Here is a 20,695-nt window from a genome sequence, read left to right on the forward strand (position 1 = left end):
ATGCCCCTCTTTTCTTTGCCTGCAGGGAAGTTTTCATGACCGCCTGGAGCAAGCTGCTGGTCGCCACAACGCGGCTGATCGACCTGCATGACAGCGCCCATGAACCCGGCTCGCCCTTCGTGCAGGTCAGCCAGGAGCAGCGTCGCGGCCTGCGAGACGGCTATTGGCTCGACCTCGGCTGCCTGCTGCTCGACTACCTGCTCGACGAGGATTTCGCCACCAATAGCTCCTTCGTCTCCCAGACCCGCTGCCTCAACCATCTGCGCGAGATGTATCCGCAGCTGCCGCACGATGACTTGAGCTTCGTCATCAATCTGCTGGCCACGCCCAGCGAGATTCACTTTCGACAGTCGCCCGCGACCCCGGCCGCTCGTCAGGCACTCCTGGCCGCTCGTCAGGCACCCCCCGCCGCGAGCGAGCCGGGCGAGGGCCGCGCCCGGCGCAGCACCAAGCGCACGGCTCTGGTCGAGAAGCAGGGGCAGACCGGCCAGGTGCGGCTCACGCCGAGCGGCCGCCAGGCGGTGACCCTGGCCAGCCAGGTCGAGGACCTGCTCTACTCCGAATACGACGCCGCCAAGGTGCTGGCCGCGCTGGCGCGAGGCGATTTCGCCCGCATTCCCGACATCACCAACCAGATCCTGCTGGCCATCCGCGCGTTGACCCAGGAGCTGCGCCGGGTGCGCGAGAACCCCACCCGGGAAGGCAAGCTGGCCGCGCTGCTCGACAACGAGCGCCATTACCACAACGCCTTGACCAACATTCAGCAGACGCTGCTCGATGCTCGCGCCCAGCTTGCCACGCCGCGGCTGATGGAGCGCTTCGAAAGCTGGCGCGAAGCGCAGGAGGAGGAGTGGGATCTGCGCGTGCTCTCCAGCGCCCTCGGCCGGGTACTCAACGCCATCGAGAACCTCTCGCGCCGTCTCTCCGAACTTCTCGCCGACATCGCCGAGGGGCGCATCCAGGCCATGGGCGTGATCGATTTCCAGGACATGGCGCGCCAACTGCTCGAAGCGCCGCCTGCGGCCGTGCTTCGCGACGCAGTGGTGGCGCGCATGATGCCGCTGCACGTGCAGGCGACGTTCCCGCGCCTGGCGCCACTGGTACCGCTGCTCGAAAGCCGCCGTGCCGAAGCCAGCGCCTCGGCGCTGGTGTTCGACGAGGCCGGCGATGCGGCCCCTGAGGACCCGTTACTGGCGCGTTTCCTCGAGGCGCGCGGCCCGGCGCTGCGTCAGCGCATCCAGCAGGCACCGCTGTCGCTGCCCGAGGCGCTGGCCGAAGGCTGGCACCGCTTCGAGGAGGGCGATTGCCTGGCGCAGTTGCTCAACACCTTCGTCGACACCGAGCTGCTCGACTCGGGGCTGACGGTGGGCATCGACGCCACGCCGTTCGAGCTCCGGCTCGATGACGGCCGCCGCATCGAAGGGGCCGTGACCCCGTCCCTCGGCTTTTTTAAGGAAGAACTTGTATGAACATGACCGAGATGGGCGAGGTGGTCGCCTACCTGCTGCGCTATCGCAGCGCCGAACGCACCCCGGGCGGCGGGCGCAAGCGCCGTGCCGCCCGCGAAGGCCAGCTCTCCGAGCGTGACGTCTGCGCGCTGATCGACGACGCCAGCGAGGGCGAGCGCGAGGCGCTGCGCGACTTCCTGGGCGGCCAAGGGCTGAGGCTCAAGGCCTTTGAGTCGGGTGACTATCCAGGGATCGCTCCCGGTTCGCGCTACTACGCGCTGCTGCCCGACCCGGAGCTGGAGCAGCCGCCGCTGTATACCCGCGAGCCGGTGTTCGAGGCGCTCAAGCTACGTCAGGAGAGCCGCGCCGAGCTGGCCCAGTGGTACCTGCAGCTGTGGCTGTTGATGCACACGCTGCTCTATACCCGCTACAACCGCGCGCTCTCCGACGTCAGCCGCTACCAGGAGGCCACCTTCGCCGGTGCCGAACTGGTCGAACTGATGCGTGACCAGCTCGAGTCTCTGCGTGCCTTGGGCGAGGAGGCGCCGGAAACCAGCCGGGCACTGCTCGAAGAGCGCGGCGAAGACATCAGTCGCCGGGTGCGCGCCTTCGTCGACCTGCAGGTACGTGCCGGCCTGCTCGAAGGCCTGCGCGAGGCCGATCCGGCAACGGCCAGCGAAGAGGGCGGCGGCGAGGTCTGGCAGCAGACCCTGCTCGGGGCGCTGGAGAGCGAACAAATCGGCATTCACCAGCTCGCCCATCTGCATGCGCTGGCCCAGGGCCGCGTGGCGAGCCGGCATGTGGACGAAGAAGAAGTGCCCATCGACGAGCGCGAGGAGACCCAGGCATGAGCGTGATCAACCGCATCGAGGTCGCCAACCTGCTCAACAAGCATGGTGACGTGGCCTCGCCCTGGGACGCCAAGATGCGTCATGTGCTGCTCGACCTTCGCGGCCAATCCAGCGCCATCAGCATGGAGAACGGCTTCGGCAAGACCACCCTGGCCGAGGCGCTGATCGGCCTGCTGTCGCGCGACCGCACGCTGCTCTCCCGCACGCGGCGGAAGTGCTCGCCTTCTTCGGTGGGCGGTGAAGGGAGAAGCTGGAGTCACCTGCGGGTAGAGTTCCGTTCACGCAGTGGGCTCGAGCGCCAGGACGACATGCTAGCGGTGGCCGGAGAGGAAGTGGCCGGCGAGACCTTCGTGTTCGGCTTATACGGCTACAGCGACGGCAGCGGGCTCTCCTTCTACCACTATGCCGGGCGTCTCGAGGACGTGCCGGTGCATCATCTCACCCTTGACGGCAAGCTGGCGCTCTACGCCAACCGCGACGTCAAGACCGTCATGGCCGAGCGCGGTGTGCGCCTGACTCACAACCGCGAGGAGTGGCTGGAGGCGGTGGGCGCCCACGTGTCACGCCGCGAGCTGGCCCAGCTCGCGGCCTTCCAGAAGGAGGGCGGCGCCGACAAGAGCCAGATCTTCAACGCCATCAAGCCCCGCGCCGGCGAGAAGGCCGACCAGGCGTTCTTCTTCGAAGTGCTGGCCCCCGAAATCCTCTCCGGCGCCACCCGCGGCGAGACCGACGAGAGCGAGGAGCTGATCGAGGAGGTCATCCTCAACTCCGGTACCAACATCACCGAGCTGCGCCATCGCCTGGAAGAAGCCGAGAGCGACCAGCGCCGCGCCAGCGACAAGGTGGTGCGGCTGGCCGAGCTGCGCGAGCAGGGCGAGACCTTGCGCGATGCCCGCGTTCGACTCGATGAGCTTGACCAGGGGCTGGCGGCCAGCGAAGCGCTGCTGGGCGGCCAGGCGTTGCTGGGCCTGCCAGGGCTACCGCGCGCCAGCGCAGTGGAGGCTCCCGAAGAGTGTGGGGCCCCTGCGCTGGAGGGCTTTGCCTGGATTGCCGGGGATACGTCGCGACCCCGAGTCTCGACCTCATTGCTGGCGAGCCTCTCCGGCCTCTCCGAGCGGGCCGTGCGGCAGGCGCTCTCCGAGCGCGGCGCCCGGGTCGACGTGCACCGCCGGCTGATCCACCTCCCAGAGGCGGCGTGGCCGCTCAATCGCGACGTGGGGCACGTCAGCTTCAAGGCCGCCCGCGAGTGGCTGAGCGAAAGCCACGCCCTGGCCGACGATACCGCCCGCGACCGAGCGCTTTCCGCGCTGGATGAGGGGGCCGACGCCTTCGAGGCGGCCGACGGCAACCGCTTCCGTGAGGAGGTGATCGGCGACGGCGTCTATCTCGAGGAACTGACGCGCGACTTGACGGCCCTCGATGAGCGCCGCGACGACATGGAGCAGGAGCGCGAACGGCTCGAATCCCAGCAGCGCGACTTCGTCGATAACCAGAGTTTCTATACTCAGGCGCTCTCGGAAGGACTGTTCAGCGAAGCCGAGCTGGAGACCCCGGAGGCCAGCGGCGAAGCGGCCAAGACCGATGCCGCCGACGCTCGCCACGCCCTCAATGCCCACCTGGGCCGGGTCGGCGAACTCAAGCAGGTCGCCGCCTGGCATGATGCTTTTCGCCGCGAGTGCCCCGGCACCGCGCCGGCCGAGCGGCTGGAAGAGAAGCTCGATCGCGAGGCCGAGCTGGCCGAGGCACTCGATGAGCTGACGCTTCGTCGCGACGAGGTGGCCACCGCCTTCGAGACCGCTCGTGCAGAGCGCGAGCGACTCAACGGCGAACGCGAACGCTTGACCGGCGAACAGGGCCTGCTGGCCCGCGGGCAGGCGCCCTGGCGCGCCTTTGTCGAGGGTTGGCCGGGAGAGGAGGTGAGCGAGTTCTGGTCGCGGCGCAAGACGGCACTGGCCGAGTTGGAGACGAATTCCCGCGAGGCCGAACAGCGCCGCCAGGACGCCGAGCGCACCCTGGCACGGCTGGCGCCGCTGGCCGAAGCGGCGCGACGCTATGGCGAGCTGCACGGTGACGACGAGCCGGTGCATCTGCGTGCGCGACTGCGTGAGCTCGAGCGCGAACTGGCCGACGAACATCAGCGGCTGACGGAGGAAGAGATCCACCTACGCACGCTGCACCGGGCGCGGCTCGACTTCGCCGAGCGCAGCGAGCTGACCCCGGAGAAGTGGCTGGTCGATGCCCGGCGCCGCTACCCGCGACTGTTGCGCGAAGCGGAGACGCTGGAAGCCGACATCGCCGCCCGGGAGCGTTATCTGGAGAGCCTCACCGGCGATCCGCTGGAGCGGCGCGTGGTGGAGGCCGAGGCTCATCGTCACCTAGACGATAGCGGCATCGCCTGGCAGCCGCTGCATGCAGTGCTCAACATCGAGACGCATACCACCGAGCAGCGTCGCGAATGGCTGGCGCAGGCCGCCGGGGTGCTGTTCGCCCCGGTGGTGGCGGGGCGCGAGGCGGCCGAATCCGCCGCCGCCGCGCTGATCGAGGCGGGGCTGGCGGTGCCGGTGTTCGAGGCTGAAGCGCTGGCCGACTTGCTGGCCCGAGGCGAGGCGCCGTTGGGCGCAGTGGCCGGGGTGGAAACCCTGGCGGTGAAAGCCGCGCTGGACCCGAGCTATCTCGAGGCGCTGCGCGAGGCCACCGAGAAGCGGCTTGCTGCCGACCGTGAGCGGCAAAAGGCGCTGGCTATCGAGTGCGAGCGGCTCGATCCCCATGGCGAGACATTCGCCTTGGCGCTGCGCGCCCGTGAGGCCGACGAGGCGGATGTCGAAGTAAGTCTGGAGGCGCTGGCCGAGCAGCAGGCGGTGCTGGTCGAACGTGAGGCCGCGCTGGCCCCACGGCTGAGCGATACCGCGCTGGCCTGTATCGACGACTATCAGCGCTACCTGCAAGAGGGCGGCGAGATCGCCCAGCAGGAAGCCGCCGAGGAGCGGCTCGAGGCCGAGACGGCACTGGCCGAGCTTACGCCCCAACGCGAGCGTGCGGCCCGCGAGCTGGAGGTGCACGGGCCGACCTGGCTTGCCGCCGAGCAGTTCAGTGACGCCGGTGGCGTCGAGCGGCTGCAGGCGTTGGAGACGCGTCTCGCCGAGCTCGAACGGCACCTGAATGAGGCGAGCGTGCGTCTGGCCGCCGCCGAGGAGCAGCGTGAGACGCTCAAGAGCCAGGTCGAAGAGACCGAGGCCCAACTGCGCGGCCTCTTCAGCGACGGCGAGCGTGATCGGCTGCGCGCCCTGGCACGCTTCGAGGCCGATGGCGGAGTTGACTTCATGGCCAGCGCCGCCGAGGTGCAGGCCGAACTGGAAGCGTCGCAGTCGCGGACGACCCGGCGCGCCGACTTCGATTTCACGCGTATTCGTGCCTATCTGGAGGTGCGCGACGCCGGTGGCGGCAGCCAGAAGCTCGAGCGCGAGATCGCCCGGGTCAAGCGTGAGCTCGGCGAGCTGCGCGACAAGCGCAAGACGCTTTCGGCAGAGCGGGACGTGCTGGAGGTGCGTCTTGGCGAGCAGCGCCGCGCACTGGCCTGCGTCGACCAGCTGGCGGTGGAGTGGCTGCGGGTACTGCGCGAGCTGCCCGAGGGCTGGCCGCGGCGCCTGGCGGCGCTGGTCGATCTCGAAGAGGCCAGCCGCTGGCCCAGCGACACGGACGAGCTCGAGGCGCGTAACGCCGCCCTCGACGCTTGGCGCGTCATGGCCGGTGATAAGAGCGAGCAGGACGAATTCGACGTCGAAGCGCTGGAGGCGTGCCAGCAGACCCTGGCCGACGCCCTGGGCGGGCTCAACCTGGGCGAGCGGGCGCGCAACCGCGAGCGCCAGGCCCGCCAGGTCGAGGGCGGCGAGCGCAAGCTGGCCGAGGCACTCGCCGAGGCGGCGCATAGCCGGCTGTTCAGCGATACCGAGCGGGCCCGTTTGGCCGGATTGACGCATGCCAGCGCCGAGGCGCTGGACGACCTCTCGCGGCTGCACGATCAACTCGCCGGCCAGCTCGACGAGCATCGCGTGCGGGTCGAGCGGCTGCATGCCTCGCGTGAGCAGATCGAAGGCACCCTGGTGGAGCGGCTCAGCTCGATCATCTCGGACGCTGCCGGCAATCTCGACATCCTCAAGCGCGTGGCCAAGAGCAGCGGCGAGGGTGGCGCCTTCTTCGAGGTCAAGGCCTCGCTGATCGGCCCCGACCAGCTGCGCGATCTGATCGCCACGCTGCTGGCGGACATCGACGAGCACCAGGCGGCCATGCGCCGCCGCGCCGAGCGTGACGGCGGCATGATCGACGGCGAGGCGCGCCGGCGCGACGACGACCTGCTGCGCCAGATCCGCCGGCGCATCTATCGCGGGCTGTTCCACGACGTGGCGATCCGTCTCAAGCACGACGCCATTCGTCCGCACGGGCGCCTGTTCTCGCTCAACGAGGAGATGTCGGAAGGCCAGCGTGAGGCGGTCTCGCTGATGTGGCTGGTCAAGCTCTCGGAATTCGCCATCGAGCGCGAGCTGCGCGAACTGCCGGGGCACCACCGCCGCCGCGCACGCACCAGCCGCGAGAGCGTCATCCTGCTCGACGGGTTGTTCTCCAAGCTCTCGCATCGCCGCCTGATCCAGGACTCGCTGGAGTCGCTGCGCAACACCCGCGGACGCTTCCAGATGATCGGTCTGATCCACAACCCCAACTACGAGAACGACCCCGACATCTTCCCCACCTACCTGGTGGGTAGCGTAATCGGCGGCGCCCAAGGGCAGGGCGGCCACGTGATGGTGCGCGACGGCCGCATCACGCCGCCGGAGTGGGTGGGGCGCAGCGTCGGCGAGGCCAGCCTGTTCGGCATTCATGTCAGCGAGGCGGAGCCGACCTGAACCGATGAATGGATAGGAGAAAACGTATGCACGTCATCATCGATCTCTGCGTCGTCCCGCTCGGGGTGGGGGTATCGGTCTCGCCGCAGATCACCGCCTGCCAGCGGGTGATCGAGGCCTCGGGTCTCGAGCACAACATGCACGCCTACGGCACCAATATCGAGGGGCCGTGGGACGAGGTGATGGCAGTGGTCAAGCGCTGCCATGAGGTAGTGCACGAGATGGGTGCGCCGCGCATCACCACCACCATCAAGCTCGGCACCCGTACCGACCGCGAGCAGTCCATGGCCGACAAGGTGTCTAGCGTCGAGAACAAACTGCGTAGCCCCTGAGCCGTCATCACGCAGCGTTGTTCAGGTCGGCAACGGCGCCAGCCAGGCGTCACCCAGGCGCAGCAGGTGGTCGGTCAGGGCGTCGAGGATTCTGCCGCCCTGGCGCCAGTGGTGCCAGTAGAGCGGTACGTCGATCACGTAGCCCGGCGAGAGGTCGACCAGGCGGCCGTCGGCCAGGTGCGGACCGGGGTCGATTTCCTGCAGCCTGCCCTCGCTGAGTTCGCGCTCGGCCTGACGCTCCGGCACCATGCCGTAACCGAGTCCTGCCAGCGCCAGGCCGACGAAACCTTCCGACGAAGGACACAGGTGGTGGGGGAAGGGAGGCTCCACGCCGTACATGGCCAGGAATCGATGCTGCAGCCGGTCGTCGGGGCCGAAGACGATGGCTGGTGCATGGTGCAGCGCCTCCGGCGTCACGCCATCGGCAAAATAGCGCGCCATGAAGGCGGGGCTGGCCAGGGCGCGATAGCGCATGCTGCCCAATGCGTGGCTGCGCGCCCCCTGTACCGGCGTGGGTGAATCGCAGATGCAGCCGGCCACGTCGCCGTCGCGCATGCGCTTGAGCGCCACTTCCTGATCCTCCACCACCAGCTCGAACAGTACCCGGTAGTGTTCGCAGAAGCGCCCGATGGCCTCCGGCCACCAGGTCGCCAGGCTGTCGGCATTGATAGCCAGGCGCAGGCGCTGCTCGCCGCTGCCTAGCGCGGGCACTTCTCCCAATAGGTCACTCTCGAGCAGACGTACCTGCTGGGCGTGGTTGAGCAGGCGTCGGCCCAGCGGCGTGGGGGCGAGGCGCGGGCTGCGCACCAGCACCGGCTGGCCCAGGCGTGATTCGAGCAGCTTGATGCGCTGAGACACCGCGGATTGGGTCAGGCCCAGATGACGGGCGCCGCGTTCGAAGCCGCCCTGGTCGAGCACTACCACCAGTGCTTCCAGCAGTTTGTAATCGAGCATCGATTTTGTTTATCCCCTAGTGCCTTTATTCATTTCTTTAATTGGCGCTGGAAGCTTAGCCTTGGTGACTACGACTTGCCAGGGAGAAAACATCATGTGGTTGTCATGGCTCAATGGTCTGCTGATCTGTGCGGGATTGATCGTCGCCATCGGGGCGCAGAATGCCTTCGTGCTGCAGCAGAGCCTGCGCCGTCAGAATGCCTGGTTGGTGGCCGGGGTTTGCGCGCTTTGCGACTGGTTGCTGGTGGGGCTGGGCGTGCTGGGGCTCGGTGTTTTGATCGCCCAGCAGGAGGCGCTGATGGAAGTGGCGCGCTGGGCCGGTGCTGCCTTCCTTGCCTGGCAGGCCTGGCTGTCCCTGCGTCGTGTCCTGGTCGGCCAATCCCTGACGGCCGGCGGCGGCAGTGCGCAATCGTGGCAGGCGGCACTGGCCGCTACGCTTGCCGTAACCCTGCTCAATCCCCAGGTTTACCTCGAAACCGTGGTGCTGCTGGGAGCCATCGGCGCGGTTCAGCCGAGCCCGCTGGGGTTCTTCATCGGGGCTGCGATGGCCTCGTTCGGCTGGTTCTTCGGCCTGGCGGCGGCTGCCGGCTGGCTGGCACCGCGGTTGGCGAGCCCAAGGGTTTGGCGCGCCATCGACCTGGCGATCGGCCTTATCCTGGCTTGGGTGGCGTGGAGGTTGGCGAGTGGCGCCATGATGCCTTGAGGAAACACTGCCTAAATGGCTGCGCGAGCGAATCGCTTCGTTGCGCGGTGCCGAAGCGTCGGATCGGCGGATCCTCACATATACCCCCATATGCTCCGGCTGACTCGCAGCCTTCGGCTTCTCGCCCCTTCGGGGCCAGCCTACGGCTGTTTGTCGCTTCGCTCGGTTCTGTGCTCCGTGCGCCTTGCGGTTCATCTGGGGACGCCGAGTCCGCTCGCCAATTTGTGCAGCGCTTCCCTGCTGACACTCGAACGATGGTTGTAAAGATAGCTTTACGCTGTGTCAGGCTGACGAACCACCCCGAAGGCTGGATTTAAGGTGTTCAGAGCGCTGTAAGGTTTTTCTTACGATATAGGTGAGGGCGGGCAGCTGCCGCCCACGCTCCAGGACGTAAAGGAGCGTTTCGAGGGGAGAGCGTGCGCACTAGGCTGGGGGCACCAGTTCGGCACCCATGACTGCACGACATTACAACGGTAATCCCCTGGAGGTAACCATGAACGCACCCGCCAAGACCGTGTCACCGATCAGCCAAGAGAACCCCATCGGTACCAACGGCTTCGAGTTTGTCGAATACAGCGCGCCGACCGCCGAAGGCATCGAGGCGCTGCGTACGCTGTTCAACCGCATGGGTTTCACCGAGACCCGCAAGCACCGTTCCAAGCAGGTCTTCCTGTTCCAGCAGGAGAACGTCTACTTCGTACTCAACGCCGAGCCGAACAGCCATGCTGCCGAGTTCGCTCACGTACACGGCCCAAGCGCCTGTGCCATGGCCTGGAAGGTGGCCGACGCCAAGCAGGCGTTCGACTATGCCGTGGCTCACGGCGCCGAGCCGATGGAGAATCCGGTCGGCCCCGGCGAGGTGGGCATTCCCGCCGTTCGCGGCATCGGCGGCTCGCTGCTCTACTTCGTCGACAACAAGGTCGACGATGCAGGGCGCACCATCTACGACATCGACTTCGAGGCGATTCCCGGCCGCTCGCGCAACGACAACAGCGTGGGCCTCCGGGTGCTCGACCACCTGACCCACAACGTCGACCGTGGCCAGATGGATGTTTGGGCCGATTTCTACACCGAAATCGCCAACTTCCGCGAGAACCGCTACTTCGATATCAAGGGCAAGAAGACCGGCCTGCATTCTCGAGCCATGACCGGGCCGTGCGGCAAGATGCACATTCCGATCAACGAGTCGGCCGACGATACCTCGCAGATCGCCGAGTTCCTGCGCGAGTACAACGGCGAAGGCATTCAGCACTTGGCCATGGCTACCGACGACATCTATGCCACGGTGCGTGCGCTGCGCAACAACGGCGTCACCTTCCTCTCGACGCCCGACACCTACTACGAGAAGGTCGATGCGCGCGTATCCAACCATCAGGAGAAGGTCGAGGACCTTCGTGAGCTCAGCTTGCTGATCGATGGTGGCGAAGGCGAGGGCGTGCTGTTGCAGATCTTTACCGAGACCGTGATCGGCCCGATCTTCTTCGAGATCATCCAGCGCAAGGGCAACGATGGCTTCGGCGAGGGCAACTTCAAGGCGCTCTTCGAATCGATCGAGGAGGATCAGATTCGCCGCGGTGTGCTCAAGGCGGATTGATCCCGATGGCCCCTACCCATTCACTTGGGTGGGGGCGTTTCGTATCCGCTATGAAACGACTGAAAGCAAGCCATTTCTACAAAAATAATGTTGCATCGCATGGATTGCAGCGTGCATATTGCTGCGTCGAGCGATAACAACGATTTCCCCCTGGTGATCTGATGACGACTCAACAACAACCCCGTGTCCAGTGGCTCAGCCGCTGGGGCTTCGTACTGGCGGCGACGGGTTCCGCCGTCGGCCTGGGCAACATCTGGAAGTTCCCCTACATGACCGGCGAGCATGGCGGGGGCGCCTTCGTGCTGGTCTATCTGGTGTGCATCCTGGCGGTGGGTGTGCCGGTCATGATGACCGAGATCGCCTTCGGTCGGCGCGGCCGTGGCAGCCCTATCGATGCCGTGCGGCGTGTGGTGACCGAATCCGGACGCTCCTCGGCCTGGTCGCTGCTGGGCTGGATGGCGATGCTGTGTGGCTTCATGATCCTCTCGTTCTACGTGGTGGTGGCCGGTTGGTCATTCTCCTACCTGTGGAAGATGCTGACCGGCGGCTTGGCGGGCAGTGGCGTCGAGGACATGGCGGCAATCTTCGTCGCCAACAACGAGAATCCCTTGAACCTCGGCTTCTGGAGCACCCTGGTGACACTGGCGACCATGCTGATCGTGGGCAAGGGGGTGCAAGGGGGTATCGAGAAGAGCGTGAGCTGGATGATGCCGGGCATGGTGATCATGCTGCTGATCCTGATCGGCTACGGCGCGTTCTCGGGCGGCTTCGGCGAGGCGTGGAGCTTCCTGTTCTCGTTCAATACCGGCAGCCTGTCCAGTGAAGGAATGCTGGCCGCGCTGGGGCATGCGTTCTTCACCCTGTCCCTGGCGTCCGGTGCGATTCTCACCTACGGCAGCTACCTGCCCGCCGGCGCCTCGATCGCTCGTACCACCCTCGGCGTGGCGGTGGCCGATACGCTGGTGGCGCTGATGGCCGGCCTGGCGATCTTCCCGGTGATCTTCGCCAACGGCATGAGTCCCGAAGGCGGTCCCGGGCTGCTGTTCATGAGCCTGCCGCTGGCCTTCCAGGCCATGCCGCTGGGTACGCTGTTCGGCGTGCTGTTCTTCATCATGCTTTCAATGGCGGCGCTGACCTCGTCGATCTCCATGGTCGAGGCCACCGTCTCCTGGCTGGTCGACAACAAGGGCATCTCTCGTCGCACCGCGGCCTGGGGCACCGGTATCGTGCTGTGGCTGGTCAGCAGCCTGGCGATGCTGTCGTTCAACGTCGGTGCCGACTGGACCCTGGCCGGCCGCCATTTCTTCGACTGGCTCGATTATCTCACCTCGCGCTGGATGATGCCGCTGGGCGGGCTGGGCATGGTACTGCTGGCCGGCTTCGTGCTGAAGAGCGAGACCTTCCGCGAGGAGCTGGGGCTGGCACCGCACTGGCATGCACTGTGGCTGTTCATGGTGCGCTACGTCAGCCCACTGGGCATCCTCATGATCTTCGTCGATGCGCTAGGCATTGCGCGGCTGCAGTTCGGCTTGCATTGGCCATGGCTGCTTGGCGTGCTGGCGTTGGTCACGCTGATGGGGGAATTGGTGAGCCCCAGGCTGCGGCGCACGCTGGCTGGCTGAGCGATGGGCTTGCTCCGATCGGGGCAAGCCGTTAATGTCGGGCCGGGTCCGCTAAGACGTTACATCGAGATGACAGGATGATCTCACTCACTACTTACGCTACCGGCCTGGTTGCGTCTCGCTTGCTGCGAGGCGCATTGGCGCTTCTGGTACTGCTCTTGATTGCCGGCTGTGCCGGACGTGATGGTGGCCGTGGTGGCGAGCGGGTATCGGCACCTTCGGGCTGGCATGGCGAGCAGGGGCAGGCCTCGTTCTATGCCGACCGTTACCATGGCCGTCGCACCGCCAGTGGCGAAGCCCATGATCGCAACGCGCTGACGGCGGCGCACCGCAGCTTGCCATTCGGCACCCGGGTCCGGGTGACGCGGCTGGACAACGGTCGCGAGACGGTGGTGCGCATCAACGACCGCGGACCCTTCGTGCGCGGTCGTGTCATCGATCTCTCGCGACGTGCGGCCGAAGAGCTCGACATGCTCGGGCAGGGCGTGGCGGAGGTGCAGCTGTCGCCTGAGTGAAGCGTCCTCATCCGGTGCGTATTCGCTCAACGCCGTGTTTCTGGTTCCGATGGCAGAGCGGTGGCGAGGCTCGCTATCGCGCTCAGCGTAGTGTCGGCACTTGACGCTGGAATTCACGACGCCAGCGGGCCAGCAGGGCCTCGCGCTTGAGTCTATCCAGCGTGGCCAGCAGCCCGGGACCGATCGCGATCGGACGCAGCGCGTCACCGACTTCGGCGCGCAGGGCATCGGCGGTGCCCGGCCCGGAGAGGGCGGGGTGCATGGCCCCGAGGTTGGTCTGTTCGGCGATCACGCGCTGGCCGTCTTCGCTGAGCAGGAACTCCATGAACAGGGCAGCCGCTTCGGGATGCGGCGCCAAGCGCGGCATGAAGGCGAGGCGCTGGGTGACCAGGGCATAGTCCTCAGGTACCACCATGACCAGCTGCGGATGATCCGCCACCGCATCGCGTACGTAACTGCCGAGCAGGTTGTAGCCCAGCAGGTAGCGACCCTCCTCGAGTCCGTCGAGCATCTCGCTGGTGGTGCCGGTGAGCACCGTGCGCGCGCCCCCCAGGGCCGAGACCAAATCCCAATAGCGCGGCGAGAGTCGCGACTCCTCGATGGCGTAGGTATATCCTGCCCCGCTGCGCACCGGATCGTAGCTGACGATGCGGCCCGCCAAGGCGTCGGCGTGGTCGCTCAACAGCTCGAGCAGGTCACCGTGGCTACGCACCTCGCCGAAACGTTCAATCAGGTCGCGATGCACCACCATCACGATCGGTTCGAAGGTGAAGGCGAATAGTTCGCCGCGCCACTGGGCCCACGCTGGCCATTGCCGAGCCACGTCGCTTTCGAGCGCCTGGGCGTGGCCGTCGTTGGCGAGATGGTATTGCCAGGGCATGGCGGAGGAGAGCACCACGTCGGCGGCGTCCGGTGCATCGATAAAGCGCTGGTGAAGCTCAAGGGTCGTCAGGTTGCGGTAGGTCAGCTCGATGCGCGGATGACGGCGATGAAACGCCTCGAGCAAGGGGCGTACCTGTGGCAGGTCCAAGGCGGCGTGGATGACTAGCGCCTGAGGTCCCCCCGCGTCGATGTCGGCGGGGTAGTGCAGGGTTTCCTCGGCGGTGGCGGTCAGGCTCCACAGGGCGAGAAGCCACCAGAACAGGATGCGGATCATGGGCTCTCCTCGCTGAAGCGCAGGCGCACGATGAGTCCGCGTCCATCATGACCCTGGGCCAGCTCGACCCGGGCGCCGTGGGCGCGGGCAATGCTGTCGACGATGGCCAGGCCGAGTCCCGAGCCTTCCCCTCCCTCCTCACCGCGGTGAAAAGGACGCAGCACAAGCAGGCGGCGAGATTCGGGGATGCCCGGTCCGTCGTCCTCCACTTCCAGCATGGGCGGCTGTGCATGGGTGTGCAATGTGATGCGTCGGGCGCCGTAGCGACAGGCGTTATCGATCAGGTTGTTCAATGCTTCCTGCAATTGCCAGTCGATGCCATGGACCCGAACGGGTCGTGGGGCGCACTCCACGCCAAGGTCTATACCTTGGCGATGGCAGCCGGCCCAGTGGTCGCGAACCGCCTGGCGGGCGAGTTCGTTGAGATCCAGGGGGGTTAGTTCGGGGCGGTACTCGGGATTGTCGAGCCGCGTCAGCGACAGCAGCTGCATAGCCAGCCGCGCGGTACGCGCGCTGGTCGCCTGCATGGCGCTAAGGGCGTCGCGCCAGCGGGTGGGGTCGTTGTGGCGCAGAGCCAGTTCGGCTCGCGCCGAGAGACCCGCCAGTGGGGTGCGAAGCTGATGCGAGGCGTCGCCAATGAAGCGTTCCTGATTGGCGCGTACCCGACGCATGCGTGCCAGCAGTTCGTTCAGAGTCTCGCGCAGTTCGGCCAGTTCGCGAGGCAGTGCCAGGTCGAGGGGCTCCAGGGTGCGCGGGTCGCGGGCACGAATGGCGTGCCTCAGTCGCGTCAACGGTCTCAGTGCCGAGCGAATGGCCACCAGCAGAACCACGATGGCAATCAGGGCCATGGCGAGAATGTAGGCGAGGTTGGCGCGCAGCAGTTCGTGGGTCAGCGCATTGCGACCCTCGCGGCTGTGGGCCACGCGAATCTCGAAGCGCTCCCTGAGGCGCCAGTCCTCCAGGCGAGAGCGGCGCACGCCCTGGCGGAGTGTCAAGCCCTGCCACTCGACGTTGCGGTAGAGCAGCGTGTCGCCATCCTGGCTGTCGCCGCGTTCGTCGCCGGGCAGTTCGGCGTTGCCGGTGATGAAGCGCCCGTCCCGATCCACCAGGCTGTAGAAGACACGTTCCTCGGCGTCGGTGGCGAGCATGTCCAGAGCCGCCGGGGGCAGGTCGAGCCACAGCCGATCGTCCTGCCACTGGACCTGTTCGGCAATCGCCAGGCTGGCCGCCTCGAGCAGACGATCAAAGGCGCGGTCGGCGGTGTGGCGTGCGTCCACCCAGGCCTGGAACACCATCAAGCCACCAAGCGCCAGCAGTGGCAGCAGCAACCAGGCCAGCAGCCTGCGGTATAGGCTGTCGCCGCGTTTCACGTCGCCTCCAGCAGGTAGCCGAGGCCACGTACCGTGCGCAGGGCGACGTCGCTGCCGTCCAGCCGCTTGCGCAGCCGGTGCACGTAGACCTCGATGGCATTGTCGCCCATGGGTTCGCCCTGGAAGGCTTCGTCGGCGAGGCGTGCCTTGTCGACGGGCTCGCCAGCGTGACGCATCAGGCAGCCGAGCAGGCGCTGCTCCCTGGGCGGCAGAGCCAAGGTCTCGCCGGCAAGGGTGAAGCGTTGTGCCAGGCCATCGAAGTGCAGCGATCCGACGCGCAATTCCTGTCCTCGTACTCGCCGTCTAAGCAGCGCGCGTACACGGGCCTCGAGCTCCTCCAGCGAAAAGGGTTTGGCCAGGTAGTCGTCGGCCCCCAGGTCGAGCCCACGCACGCGATCCTCCACCGCGCCTCGCGCGGTGAGGATCAGCACCGGCGTATCGCGGTCGTGGCGGCGCAGTGTCTCGAGCACCTCGAGCCCGCTGGCGCCGGGGAGGTTGAGATCGAGCAGGACCAGCGCGTGGCCATGCTGGGGCTCCTCCAGGTGTTGTCTTGCGTCGTCCCCGTCGGCCAGATGCGTCACCACGTAGCCCTCCAGGGCAAGCGCATCCTGAAGGGTTTCGGCCAGCAGGTGGTCGTCTTCGATGAGCAGCACGTTCATGTCATCGCCTCCACTTCGCTCACGGCCGACAATTCATCCCGCGCCGCTCTCAGCGCGGCCTCGCTACGTGCATCGAGACGGCTCGCCGGGCCCGAGAGGGTCAGCCAGCGCCTGGGTTCTCCGGGAACGCTGGGCAGGGCTTGCAGCAGCATCTCACCGCCAGGAAGTTCGGGGCGCGGGTCGTCACCGGCCGCTAGTGGCCATTGGCTGCCCGGGCGCAGTTCGTGACGTAGCGCGGCGTCGGGCAGGGCCACCAGCCGGCATTCGGCCTGGCGCCCATGGCTTTCGATCAGGGCGGCGGTCTCGCCGGTGTGGGCGGCCAGTCGGTCGAGCAGCGGCTGGATGCGGGTGGTCAGATGACGGCTAGGGGGATGACGTCGTGCCAGTCGAAGCGGCGCGCTACCCAGGCTCCAGCGACCATCGCGGCTGCGCTGCACGTAATCGAAACGGGCCAAGGAGCCCAGCAGGCGCAGCAGGGTGCTTTTGTAAAAACCGGTCGCCTGGGCGAGCTCGGCCAGGGTGAAGGCTTCCTGATCGACATCGAACGCTTCCAATACGGTCAGTGCGCGCTCGACGGCCTCGACGCGATCCTGGGCCATGCCATGGGTCTCCTGAGTCTTGAGGCATAGAACTTTGGTCGCAATTGCAACCCCATGCATTGACGCTGCCTGGCGGTGCGCCTAATTTCTACTCTGAAGAACGTTGTTCTGCCTTACAGAATTGTAAGGTAGCCGATGAAATACCGCAAGCCACATTTCCACAACACGCCAAGACCGGAGGGACAACAACAATGTCCACGAAAACGTCGTTCAAACTCATCGCCATTGCCGCTTTCACATTGAGCGCAGGCAGCGCCATGGCCTTCGAGCCACAGGGGAAAGTGGAGTGTCTCGCCCCGGCCGACCCTGGCGGCGGTTGGGATTTCACCTGCCGCAGCGTGGGTAACGTCATGGAGGAGCTGGAAATCGTTCCGCGCAGCGTACAGACCGTCAATATGGCAGGTGCCGGCGGTGGCGTTGCCTTCGCCCATACCGTGTCCAAGCGCGCCGGTGACGAACAGCTGCTGGTCGCCGCATCCACCGCCACCACTACCCGCCTGGCGCAAGGCCAGTTTCCGGGCATGACCGCTGACATGGTCAACTGGATCGGGGCGCTGGGTGCCGACTATGGCGTCATCGCCGTGGCTGCCGATTCCGAGTACGACGACCTGCCCGAGCTGATGGAGGCGCTCAAGGAAGATACGCGTAGCGTCAAGTTCGCCGGTGGCAGCGCCAAGGGTGGCTGGGATCACCTCAAGGTATTGATCGCGGCGGATGCTGCGGGCGTCGAGGAGCTGCCGCGTATTGCCTATCTCTCGTACAACAACGGCGGTGAGGCCATGACTCAGGTCGTTGGCGGGCATGTGGATGCCTTCACTGGCGACATCAGCGAGGCACAGGGTTTCCTGGAATCGGGCGATCTGCGCGTGCTGGCAGTACTGTCCGATGAGCGCCTGCCGGGTGACTTCTCGGACATTCCCACCGCCAAGGAGCAGGGCATCGATGTGGTCGGCCCCAACTGGCGCGGCTTCTATATGCCGGCGGATATCTCCGACGAGGCCAAGCAGTACTGGGTCGACGCCATGGATACCATCTACGAGAGTCAGGAGTGGCAGGAGATCATGACGAATAACGGGCTGATGCCATTCCACATGAGCGCCGGTGAGTTCGAAACCTTCGTTACCGAGCAGATCGAGGACATCGAGACGCTTTCCAAGGATATCGGGCTGATTCAGTAATGACATGCAACGACCGCATTTTCGGGGTTCTGCTGATTGCCCTGGCCGTCGCGTACGGCTGGGGCGCCAGCCAGTTTCCCGAACCGTTCGGTGGGTCCGAGGCGATCGGACCCGATACCTTTCCTACGCTGCTGGCCGTGGTGCTGGGGCTGTCGAGCCTCTACCTGATCGTGCGGCCCGACCCGGATCATGCCTGGCCCTGGAGCCGCACCGGGGTTGAACTGATCATCGCCGTGGTCGTGCTGGTGTTCTACGCCATGCTGCTCGAGCCGCTCGGCTTCATCATCAGCACCACGCTGGCCGTCGGCACCCTATGCTGGCGCATGGGGGCCGAGCCGCTGCGCGCTTACCTGGTCGGGGCGGTAGCGGGTGTGGTTGTGTTCCTGCTGTTCAACTTCGCCCTCGACCTTGCGCTGCCGCTGGGCCTGCTCTCGTTTCTGGAGGTGAGCTGATGGAAACCCTCGGCTTTCTGATCGATGGCTTCGGGGTGGCTCTCGCCCCGCATAACCTGATGTTCGCCCTGTTGGGGGCCTTCCTCGGCACCCTGATCGGCGCGCTGCCGGGCTTGGGGCCGGCCAACGGGGTGGCGATCCTGATCCCGCTGGCGTTCTCGTTGGGGCTTGCCCCGGAAACCGCCTTGATCATGCTCACGGCGGTCTATGCCGGGGCCATGTATGGCGGGCGGATCTCCTCGATCCTGTTGAATATCCCTGGTGACGAGCCGGCCATGATGACCTGCCTCGACGGCTATCCCATGGCTCAGCAGGGCAAAGCCGCCGAAGCGCTGGCGATCTCCGCCATCGCTTCCTTCATCGGCAGCCTGGTTGCCACCGTGGGCCTGATCTTGCTGGCTCCGGTGCTGGCGCGCTTCGCCCTGACCTTCGGACCGGCCGAGTATTTCGCACTGTTTTTGCTGGCGTTCGCCACCCTGGGCGGCATTACCGGCAAGAACCCCGTCAAGACGGTGGTGGCGGCCTGCCTGGGCCTGATGGTAGCTACCGTGGGCATCGACTCCACCGGCGTGCAGCGGTATACCTTTGGTACCCTGGAACTCTACGAGGGTATCGACTTCATTATCGCCATCGTCGGTCTGTTCGCTATCTCGGAGCTGCTCTTCTTCATCGAGGAGCGTGCCGGCGGAGGAAAGAAGAAGATGGTCGTCAACAAGCTCAAGCTGAGTTGGGCCGACATTCGCAACATTATGCCGTCGAGCATACGCGGCGGTATCCTCGGTTTCATCGCCGGCGTGCTGCCCGGTGCCGGGGCATCGCTGGGGAGCTTCATCGGTTACACCCTCGAGAAAAAGGTGGTGGGCAAGAAGGGCTTCTTCGGCCAGGGCGACCCCCGTGGCGTGGCCGGTCCCGAGGCGGGCAACAACGGTGCCTCGAGCGGCGCCCTGGTGCCCATGCTGACGCTGGGTGTGCCGGGTAGCGGCACCACCGCGGTGCTACTGGCGCTGTTGATCTCGCTCAACATCACTCCCGGTCCGCTGATGTTCACCCAGAATGCCGATATCGTCTGGGGCGTGATCGCGGCGCTGCTGATCGGCAACTTCCTGCTGCTGATACTCAACATTCCCTTGGTGGGCATCTTCGTCAAGCTGCTATCGGTGCCGCCGATGTACCTGCTGCCGTGCGTGACGATGATCGCCTTCGTCGGCATCTACTCGATCAGCAACACCACCTTCGATCTCTACTTCATGGTGGCCTTCGGTATTGCCGGCTACGTGCTGCGCAAGCTCGATATCCCGCTGGTACCGGTCATTCTCGGCTTGCTGCTGGGGCCTGAGATGGAGAAGAACCTGAGCCACGCGATGGACATCTCCGACGGCGACTGGACCGTACTGTGGGGCAGCGGCCTGGCCATCGGACTGTGGGCGTTCGCCGGCGTGGGGCTGATACTGCCCTACATCGTCGGACCGATTCTGCGGCGTCGCATGAAAGTGGACGCGGCGGCGACCGCTGGCAATCCAGAAGGCGACTGATCCGGGAGTTGCCAGTCCCTCCATCGGGGGCGCCGAGCGATCGGCGCCCCCGATGCGTTATAAGGAGAACGCCAAGGCCGTGCAGTCAGGGAGTCGTGCCGTTGCTGCGTGGTGCGGCTGCACCGGCTACTGCACCCCGGCGGTGCGTCGTAAGCGTGAAACTGCTTCGTTATACCGTTAACTTATTCGGCAACTACCTGAGCTATGCGCTGTTGGCGGTGGCGGTAGATCTGGTGTGGGGGTACCTCGATATTCTCTGACTGGGTCATGGCGCCTTCTTCGCCCTGTGTGGCTACGTCATAGGGCATGTATTTGATGTGATATATCCGGCGATTCGCCGGATATGGCAATCGGGAACTGCCGGAGTTCATGGCCTTTTTCAATTTCAGCAGTTCGGCTGGCGGGTTTCTCATCCAGCGCGATAACCGTATCGTGCGCGCCCTGGGCGTAGCGATCGCGACAGCGGGGGCTCTATTCGCCTTTGGCTGAGGCAGCGCGACCGATGACACGCCCGGCCTGGCTGGGCGTGTGGCATTATTGACGCATTAGCTGAGGTTGACAGACAACACGTCGCCACCCAGCTTGAAAGGAGCCAACAAGAATGGGAGAGCGCATGGACACGCTACTGCTGGCGGTAAAAATCCTCGTCACACTGCTGGTCGCGATTCTTTTCGTGCAGAACATCGCATTGGTCGAGGTGCGCTTCCTGGTTTGGAGTACGGAACTGCCGTTGGCGCTGCTGTTGCTGGTGATCTATGTGCTGGGCATGATCAGTGGCAAGGCTCTGTTTCATCTCCTGAACCGCCTGCGCAACCGTCGCTCCCGTCACTGA

At 65.8% G+C, this 20,695-nt stretch carries 17 protein-coding genes and 1 pseudogene; 13 read left to right on the forward strand and 5 right to left on the reverse strand.

Annotated elements, in window-relative coordinates; genetic code table 11:
• Positions 1-35 precede the first annotated feature (35 nt).
• The 4 genes from HNO52_RS08980 to HNO52_RS08995 are packed head-to-tail and all read left to right on the forward strand — an operon-like array spanning position 36 to position 7,529.
• Positions 36-1,469: a hypothetical protein gene (locus HNO52_RS08980; protein ID WP_197568792.1), complete on the forward strand. Its 1,434-nt coding sequence runs from the start codon at positions 36-38 to the stop codon at positions 1,467-1,469.
• Positions 1,466-2,299, forward strand: coding sequence for a hypothetical protein (locus tag HNO52_RS08985; protein ID WP_197568793.1), 834 nt, complete (start codon positions 1,466-1,468; stop codon positions 2,297-2,299). Before HNO52_RS08980 ends, HNO52_RS08985 begins: the two co-directional genes overlap by 4 nt.
• A complete protein-coding gene (locus HNO52_RS08990) occupies positions 2,296-7,197 on the forward strand; it encodes a coiled-coil domain-containing protein (RefSeq protein WP_197568794.1) in 4,902 nt (1,633 codons plus the stop codon). The genes HNO52_RS08985 and HNO52_RS08990 overlap by 4 nt, the downstream gene beginning before the upstream one ends.
• Positions 7,198-7,223: 26 nt before the next feature.
• The gene (locus HNO52_RS08995) at positions 7,224-7,529 is read left to right on the forward strand and encodes an MTH1187 family thiamine-binding protein (RefSeq protein WP_197568795.1); all 306 of its coding nucleotides are present in this window, start codon (positions 7,224-7,226) and stop codon (positions 7,527-7,529) included.
• A gap of 21 nt (positions 7,530-7,550) precedes the next feature.
• On the opposite strand, the gene HNO52_RS09000 is transcribed toward HNO52_RS08995, so the two are convergent.
• Entirely contained in the window at positions 7,551-8,483 is a 933-nt protein-coding gene (locus HNO52_RS09000; protein ID WP_197568796.1) for a LysR family transcriptional regulator ArgP, read from the reverse strand.
• Positions 8,484-8,577: 94 nt separating this feature from the next.
• Between HNO52_RS09000 and HNO52_RS09005 the strand changes: the two genes are divergently transcribed.
• The 4 genes from HNO52_RS09005 (at position 8,578) to HNO52_RS09020 (ending at position 12,917) form a co-directional block, all read left to right on the forward strand.
• The gene (locus tag HNO52_RS09005; RefSeq protein ID WP_197568797.1) at positions 8,578-9,186 is read left to right on the forward strand and encodes a LysE/ArgO family amino acid transporter; all 609 of its coding nucleotides are present in this window, start codon (positions 8,578-8,580) and stop codon (positions 9,184-9,186) included.
• Between the two features lie 493 nt (positions 9,187-9,679).
• A complete protein-coding gene (gene hppD / locus HNO52_RS09010) occupies positions 9,680-10,780 on the forward strand; it encodes a 4-hydroxyphenylpyruvate dioxygenase (RefSeq protein WP_197568798.1) in 1,101 nt (366 codons plus the stop codon).
• A 161-nt stretch (positions 10,781-10,941) separates the two neighbouring features.
• A complete protein-coding gene (locus tag HNO52_RS09015; protein ID WP_197568799.1) occupies positions 10,942-12,402 on the forward strand; it encodes a sodium-dependent transporter in 1,461 nt (486 codons plus the stop codon).
• A gap of 77 nt (positions 12,403-12,479) precedes the next feature.
• The gene (locus HNO52_RS09020; protein ID WP_197568800.1) at positions 12,480-12,917 is read left to right on the forward strand and encodes a septal ring lytic transglycosylase RlpA family protein; all 438 of its coding nucleotides are present in this window, start codon (positions 12,480-12,482) and stop codon (positions 12,915-12,917) included.
• 82 nt (positions 12,918-12,999) lie between these two features.
• Here the strand turns inward: HNO52_RS09020 and HNO52_RS09025 are convergent, their stop codons facing one another.
• Genes HNO52_RS09025 through HNO52_RS09040 form a run of 4 tightly spaced genes read right to left on the reverse strand, consistent with a single transcriptional unit; the run spans position 13,000 to position 16,701 of the window.
• Positions 13,000-14,073, reverse strand: a complete 1,074-nt coding sequence (locus tag HNO52_RS09025) for an ABC transporter substrate-binding protein (RefSeq protein ID WP_197568801.1) — start codon at positions 14,071-14,073, stop codon at positions 13,000-13,002.
• Entirely contained in the window at positions 14,070-15,443 is a 1,374-nt protein-coding gene (locus HNO52_RS09030) for a sensor histidine kinase (protein ID WP_197568802.1), read from the reverse strand. The genes HNO52_RS09025 and HNO52_RS09030 overlap by 4 nt, the downstream gene beginning before the upstream one ends.
• Entirely contained in the window at positions 15,440-16,102 is a 663-nt protein-coding gene (locus tag HNO52_RS09035) for a response regulator transcription factor (RefSeq protein WP_197568803.1), read from the reverse strand. The genes HNO52_RS09030 and HNO52_RS09035 overlap by 4 nt, the downstream gene beginning before the upstream one ends.
• Positions 16,099-16,701 carry a helix-turn-helix domain-containing protein gene (locus HNO52_RS09040; RefSeq protein WP_197568804.1) on the reverse strand — a complete coding sequence of 201 codons (603 nt, stop codon included), beginning with the start codon at positions 16,699-16,701 and terminating at the stop codon, positions 16,099-16,101. The genes HNO52_RS09035 and HNO52_RS09040 overlap by 4 nt, the downstream gene beginning before the upstream one ends.
• A gap of 191 nt (positions 16,702-16,892) precedes the next feature.
• Between HNO52_RS09040 and HNO52_RS09045 the strand changes: the two genes are divergently transcribed.
• From HNO52_RS09045 to HNO52_RS09065, 5 genes and pseudogenes are all read left to right on the forward strand, one after another.
• Positions 16,893-17,879, forward strand: coding sequence for a Bug family tripartite tricarboxylate transporter substrate binding protein (locus HNO52_RS09045; RefSeq protein WP_197568805.1), 987 nt, complete (start codon positions 16,893-16,895; stop codon positions 17,877-17,879).
• Positions 17,879-18,331 (forward strand): tripartite tricarboxylate transporter TctB family protein, encoded by a 453-nt coding sequence (locus tag HNO52_RS09050; protein ID WP_197568806.1) that lies wholly within the window; start codon positions 17,879-17,881, stop codon positions 18,329-18,331. The genes HNO52_RS09045 and HNO52_RS09050 overlap by 1 nt, the downstream gene beginning before the upstream one ends.
• The gene (locus HNO52_RS09055; RefSeq protein ID WP_197568807.1) at positions 18,331-19,863 is read left to right on the forward strand and encodes a tripartite tricarboxylate transporter permease; all 1,533 of its coding nucleotides are present in this window, start codon (positions 18,331-18,333) and stop codon (positions 19,861-19,863) included. Before HNO52_RS09050 ends, HNO52_RS09055 begins: the two co-directional genes overlap by 1 nt.
• A 170-nt stretch (positions 19,864-20,033) precedes the next feature.
• Positions 20,034-20,256: pseudogene (locus HNO52_RS09060) on the forward strand (urea ABC transporter permease subunit UrtC); the annotation flags it as partial.
• 220 nt (positions 20,257-20,476) lie between these two features.
• Entirely contained in the window at positions 20,477-20,695 is a 219-nt protein-coding gene (locus HNO52_RS09065) for a lipopolysaccharide assembly protein LapA domain-containing protein (protein WP_197568808.1), read from the forward strand.

Origin of the sequence: Halomonas sp. MCCC 1A13316 (assembly GCF_014931605.1) — a bacterium.
Classification (GTDB): Bacteria; Pseudomonadota; Gammaproteobacteria; order Pseudomonadales; family Halomonadaceae; genus Halomonas.